We start from the raw sequence: 5,834 nt of genomic DNA, 5'->3' as shown, positions 1-5,834 counted from the left end.
TTGCCCAGGTTCGTACCGATAGGTTCTGAACAGTTGATCCCAGATAGCCCAAAACTCACCGAAATTCACTTGTGCATCTTCATACTCCCGTTTGTGATGCCAGCGGTGAATCTCGGCAACACCCAGCAGATTTCGAAAAATGCCCACGGAGTAATCCAGGTTGGCATGCTGGAAAGCTAGATGAACGGAGATGATGGCAAACCAACAACCAATCACATCGGCCGGGGCGCCAAGCATTATCACCACCAGCAGGCCGGGGCTGGCAAGCAGCAAAGCACTCAAGGGGTGGCGGCGCTCGCCGTTCAGCCAGTACAAACGCTCTGCACTGTGATGCAGGGCATGAAGGCGCCAGAGAAAATGGTTTTTGTGGCTGAACCAGTGCATAAACCATAGTCCAAAATCGATCACCGCACCGGCAAGCAGGAGTTGCAGCCACAACGGGCTGGAGTCAGGCCAGTACGCCGTCCCGCCCATCGCCGCGCCCGGTAGCCAGGCGCGGGTGACTGCCACCACTTCCACCACGGTAAAAATCAGGGTGAGACTGAATACAGCGTGCAAAATATCAACACGCGTGTCGTTGTGATCTTCGTTCCAAATTGGTTCATAAGGCTGGATTCTTTCAAGCAGGGCGACCAGAGTAATGCCTGCCGCAGACACAATAATGGCCAGCGGCCAGTGCGGCAGATCTCGCGCAATAATCTGATATTGCAGCAGCGCGCAGCCGAGAAAAATCAGGGGATAACTCGTCCAGCGGATCATGGGCTTTACCATAGCGTCCTCCATACAGGGTAGTGTTACACCCAGTATGCAATGAAGGACGCCACCGGTATTGAACGAAAGAGCTATCTATTCAGGTGAATTACTCTTAATGAGACTCACTATCTGCGAGGCAGTAATGCCAAAGGCGTCGCCTACCGCCCTGGAAAAATGCGCCTGATCGGCAAAGCCAGCCTGACTGGCAGCAAGGCTCAGATTACCGGTTACCACGGCTGTCTGGAGTGCCAAGATCAGCCGCAGCCATTTGCGGTAGCTGCGAAGGGGCAAGCCCGTTTGCTCGGTAAACCAATGAGAAAAACGGCTAGGAGACAGATTTACACGCGCGGCTAGCTGATCGCGACTGACCTCATCGCCCTGAGAAATTTGCTGTTTGAGAAACTCCAGCAACGAAGCAAGTTTTGGGTCACCAATCTGACCTTGGCCCTGCGTAAGATCGGGCCGCCCAATTCGATCAAGACGCTGCTGAAGTGTAAGATCGCTGGCAAAATACGACAGCAAAGCATTCACTTCTGATGACTCCAACAAGCGCCAGGCTGTATCGGAAAAGCCGATTAACAGCGGCGGCGGGAGCTGAGCGGTGGGATCAATATACACCGACAGAACCAACCCTTTGCGCTGTCGGTGGAGAACGCCAGCCTTGATCGCGACAGCTGTCGCGACCACTTCCGCACCGTCCAGTTCAAACGCGACCTCGCCATCCAGGCCAATACTGATTTGGTGCGCCCAGTGCCGGTGCGCACGGTTATCACCGGTCTGGCCGCGAAACAGCCCGATGCCCGGGCTGATGGCGGCCTCGCCGTGCCACGCGGCTTTTGACGTATCGGCCACCTCAGTGATGGCCTCCACTCTCTTCCTCTTCGCGCGTCGTTACGATGTCATATTGGAGCATTTCCATCTTCGGCAGCTCCTCAAGAAAAGCCACCATCGCCCAGATGCGCTCATCGCTGTGGGTTTCTCCCCAGGCGGGCATGCCCGAGGCTTTGATCCCGTTCTTGATAATCCAGAACTGGCGTTTAAGCGCGTCGTCCCGGTTATGCCCACCCACCGGGTGAGCATGGTCGTGGGTCTCGGGTGAGCGGGTCAGACCCGGCGGGCGGGGGTAGAGCCCCAAGGTCATATCGGTTTGTGGCAAACCGGGCTTCAGGTGGCAACCCACGCACATCTCGTTGTAGTCGGCACCGCCTGCCAGGAGCATGTCCGGATCAGAAAGATCCGGCACGCTGATGTCAGAGGCTGCACGTGCAATCGAGCGTTCGCGCAGAGTTTCCAACGCCCAGTAGGTAATTTTCATATGCGGCTCGTTGGCCGCAACTGAATACACACCGGAATAGATAAACCCGAGCGCCCCGGCTGCGGCCAGCAGCAGGAGAATCAGCAACATTTTGATCGTCTTCATCGCAACGCTCCTTTAGGATCAATCCACTCAGAAACACGCGAGTCAGTGATGGCCCTGGTCATGTTCACCCTCCCCGTCTTTGCTGCCTTCATCCTGCGCCTGACAACGCTTGAGCATGGCCTGGATAACCGGGCTGGATTTATCAAGCTCCTTGTCGGGCCGCGCCAAAAATTTCTCGCAGCGCACCTTTTGCGCGGCCTGCCGATTTTTTGCATCGTCGCGAACCTTCTCTGGGCTGTGTGCCAGGGCTGTGCCGGTCATCATAATGGCCACGAGGGCCGGAATTAATGATTTGAATACCATGTTTTCGTTCTCCTCAATACCAGGCCCGTATGCCAACGACCAACTGGGTGTCTTCAATGTCTTCCCCTTCAGCGCTGGCGAAATCGGCGGTATTGCCATACTTTTTAATCCAGTTAACCCCGATATAGGGCGCGAATTCCCGGCGAATTTCATAGCGCAGGCGCAGGCCGATTTCAGCGTCGGCCAGACCGGAGCCGACGCCGGTGTCACGATCGTTGTGGCCGTAAGCGTTCAGTTCAATTTCCGGGGTAAGAATCAGCCGCTGGGTAACCAGCAGTTCATACTCGGCTTCCAGGCGCAAACCGGTGCGCCCGGCGCCACCCACAAACAATGACGCATCCACTTCAAAGTAATATGGCGCCAGCCCCTGCAGGGCGATCACACCCCAGTCGCGGTCGGGCTCGGGTTTGAAGTCACGGCGGGCGCCCATCTGGATATTCCAGAAGCCAGATATCGCCCGGCTGTAAAGCGCCTGTAACTCAAGTTCTTCACTCTCGTCGTCAACGCGCTCACCTTCGAATTTGAGCCAGAGTTTGTTCAGGTCGTAACCGGCCCAGAACTGGCCTTCAACTACCTGTGGATCCGGGCCTTCTGTGTCACGCACTTCGAGCTGATCCAGCTTGCCCATGGTCAGGAAAGGATCATCTTTTCCGCCAGCGTGGGCGATGCCGCTCGCCAGCAAAGTGAAGGACAGCGTTAAGGGTGCTACCAGCGATGTCGAAAAAATTTTCATGATGAGCGCCCTCCTTTCTCTACCCGCACTTCGCGCATCATGCCCGGCATGTGATAGAGCAGATGGCAGTGGTAAGCCCAGCGACCGATCGCATCGGCGGTAACCAGATAACTGATGGTCGACCCCGGCTGCACAATAATGGTGTGCTTGCGCGGAATGTAGCCGGGCTCTTCGGTTTCCAGCTCGCTCCACATGCCGTGCAGGTGAATGGGGTGCGTCATCATGGTGTCGTTCACCAGCGTGATGCGAACCCGTTCACCGTAACTCAGACGAATGGGGTCGGCGTCGGCAAACTTGATACCGTCCATCGACCACATGTAACGCGACATGTTGCCAGTGAGGTGTATCTGGATTTCCCGGCTCGGATCGCGCTTGTCCAGCGTGGGGTAGAGATTGCGGATGTCTGCATAGGTCAGCACTTTACGTCCGTAGCGCTGGGCGTGATCGCGCAAGCCCAGACCGGGATCATTCAGGCCGTTTTGTGGCGCGTCTGCCAGCATATCGGTATGCGCTCCGTACTCGCTTTTCTCGTGCTGTATGGCGGCCCGGCTGCCAAACCCTGCGGGGGCCGGTTTATCGGCCATGTGTTTGGCCTGCATGCCGTGTTGACTGTGATCCATACCGCCCATGTTGTGCTGGCTATGATCCATACCCGACATTTCACCTTGGTCGCGCTTCATCCCACCCATATCGTGCTGACTGTGATCCATAGTCGACATACCACCTTGGCCATGATTCATCCCGCCCATGTTATGGGCCATCCCCATATCGTTGTGGCTAAGTACAGGTACGTAGTCCATATCGGGAACGTCTGCTGTCCAAGCTGGGTTTGGCGTCAGGGTGCCACGGGCATATCCGGTGCGGTCATTGGTTTGAGCAAAGATGGTATAGGCCGTGTCATCGCTGGGCTCGACAACCACGTCGTAGGTTTCGGCAACGCCGATGCGAAATTCATCCACACTGACTGGCTCGATATTCTGCCCGTCGCTCGCAACGACGGTCATTTTCAGCCCCGGAATACGAATATCAAAAATGGTCATGGCCGCGGCATTGATAAAGCGCAACCGCACTTTCTCACCGCGTTTGAACAAACCCGTCCAGCCGCTATCCGGCGTTGCACCGTTCATCAGGTAGGTATAGGTATAACCGGTGACATCGGCGATGTCGGTCTGGTTCATGCGCATCATGTTCCACATCTTGCGCTCGTTCCAGGTTTTGGCGACCCCCTTTTCCTTGATGTCTCGCCACAAATCGCCTGCGGTGCGCTCTTGAAAATTGTAGTAGTGACTCATTTTTTTCAGCTTGGCATAGACGTCGTGAGGGTTCTCGTCTGTCCAATCGGATAACAGCACCACATAGTCGCGGTCGCACTGCACAGGATCCGGATCTTTCGGATCAATCACAATGGCGCCGTAAACGCCCGTTTGCTCCTGAAAACCGGAATGGGAGTGATACCAGTAGGTGCCGCTCTGATTCACATCGAACTGGTATTTATAGGTTTCACCCGGCTGGATGCCATCGAAACTCAGCCCCGGCACGCCATCCATGTCGGTCGGCAGGATAATGCCGTGCCAGTGGATGGAACTGTCGTGGGCGAGATGGTTGGTCACATTCAAGGTGACCCGCTCGCCCTCCTTCCAGCGCAGCACAGGTGCGGGCACACTGCCGTTTACCGAGGTGGCTGTGCGCTCGGCGCCGGTAAAATTAACCGGCTGATAGCCGATCGACAGATCAAACTGATTGCCCTTGAGTAAGGTTGGTCGCGGGTTGGCCAGCGCCCGACCGCTGCGAAAACCGACGCCGGCCAGCGCAGTGCCAGCGGCCACGCCGGTGACAAACCGACGACGTGATAATGAATTAAACACGGTAATTTCCTTTTTCTGAAACGATGAAAACGTAAAAGCACGCAAACGACGGGCGCACTAACCCCGTGTCAGGCCGGGATCGGGGGTTTCAGAAAGGAAAAACTGGGTGGCAAAGGGGGGTTCCGATGGTAGTTTTCGGTCATCGGCGAACGGGGAGGGAAATTATTGGTGACGGCCCTTGTGAGAATCGTCGTGCCGCAACCTCCAACACAGCAGTCGCACTCAAACCTGCAGCATTCTGCGGAATCAGTTCCTGCCTGACTGTGTGCATTGTGGCGTGAATGTATCGTCACAGCATCACTGGATTCGTCCGCGTGACAGCCTGTCGCGCCGTCCGTGGTGAAATCCGTGTAAGAGCCATTTGACAGGGGAGAGACAAGGTCACTACTGGAAATGGCAGCCAAGACCGTCCCACCCAGCTGTAGCAAGGTGAGCATGATCATCAGGCTCGCAATCCAGTGTCGTTTCATGCGTTTAAACAATACCCGCACTCAGAGATAGAAATAATGTAAACCCTGAAGTAGGGTCAAGGTCAACCCTCGACCTTACTATTTACACGTTAGTGACAGGCCTTCCCGTGTCGCCGCAATCGCCAGTAGTTATACGGCCAGGGAGTCAGGAAACCAGCCAGCAAGCTTGGGCCTATTGACCACCAAGTCAGGGCCGCCTTTCCCACCAGCAGGTAGTCGGTTAAGTTCATGGCAAACTCCATCGCCACCATACTAACCAAACTCATACCAATGGCAGTCTTAAATGCCAG

7 protein-coding genes are annotated in these 5,834 nt (G+C 55.8%); all 7 read right to left on the bottom strand.

Translation table 11 applies throughout. The annotated features are described in order from the left end of the window. A partial coding sequence (locus AC222A_RS18570) for a sterol desaturase family protein (RefSeq protein WP_486775421.1) occupies positions 1-771 on the bottom strand: 771 nt, incomplete at its 3' end. Between the two features lie 75 nt (positions 772-846). After that, a complete protein-coding gene (locus AC222A_RS18565) occupies positions 847-1,623 on the bottom strand; it encodes a helix-turn-helix domain-containing protein (protein WP_372764099.1) in 777 nt (258 codons plus the stop codon). After that, a complete protein-coding gene (locus tag AC222A_RS18560) occupies positions 1,607-2,173 on the bottom strand; it encodes a c-type cytochrome (protein WP_372748347.1) in 567 nt (188 codons plus the stop codon). The genes AC222A_RS18565 and AC222A_RS18560 overlap by 17 nt, the downstream gene beginning before the upstream one ends. Positions 2,174-2,215: 42 nt before the next feature. Beyond that, positions 2,216-2,476, bottom strand: coding sequence for a hypothetical protein (locus AC222A_RS18555; protein ID WP_372748346.1), 261 nt, complete (start codon positions 2,474-2,476; stop codon positions 2,216-2,218). A 13-nt stretch (positions 2,477-2,489) separates the two neighbouring features. Further along, complete coding sequence (locus AC222A_RS18550; RefSeq protein WP_372748345.1) at positions 2,490-3,209, bottom strand: copper resistance protein B; 720 nt, start codon at positions 3,207-3,209, stop codon at positions 2,490-2,492. Continuing rightward, on the bottom strand, positions 3,206-5,074 hold the full coding sequence (locus tag AC222A_RS18545; protein ID WP_372748344.1) for a copper resistance system multicopper oxidase: 1,869 nt from the start codon (positions 5,072-5,074) through the stop codon (positions 3,206-3,208). The genes AC222A_RS18550 and AC222A_RS18545 overlap by 4 nt, the downstream gene beginning before the upstream one ends. Before the next feature lie 559 nt (positions 5,075-5,633). Next, positions 5,634-5,834 (bottom strand): DUF4396 domain-containing protein (locus tag AC222A_RS18540; RefSeq protein ID WP_486775420.1); only part of this gene is annotated, 201 nt, incomplete at its 5' end.

The organism is Litorivivens sp. (assembly GCF_057445395.1).
Note: the sequence above shows the minus strand (reverse complement) of the source record. Positions and strands in the feature narration are given on the sequence as shown.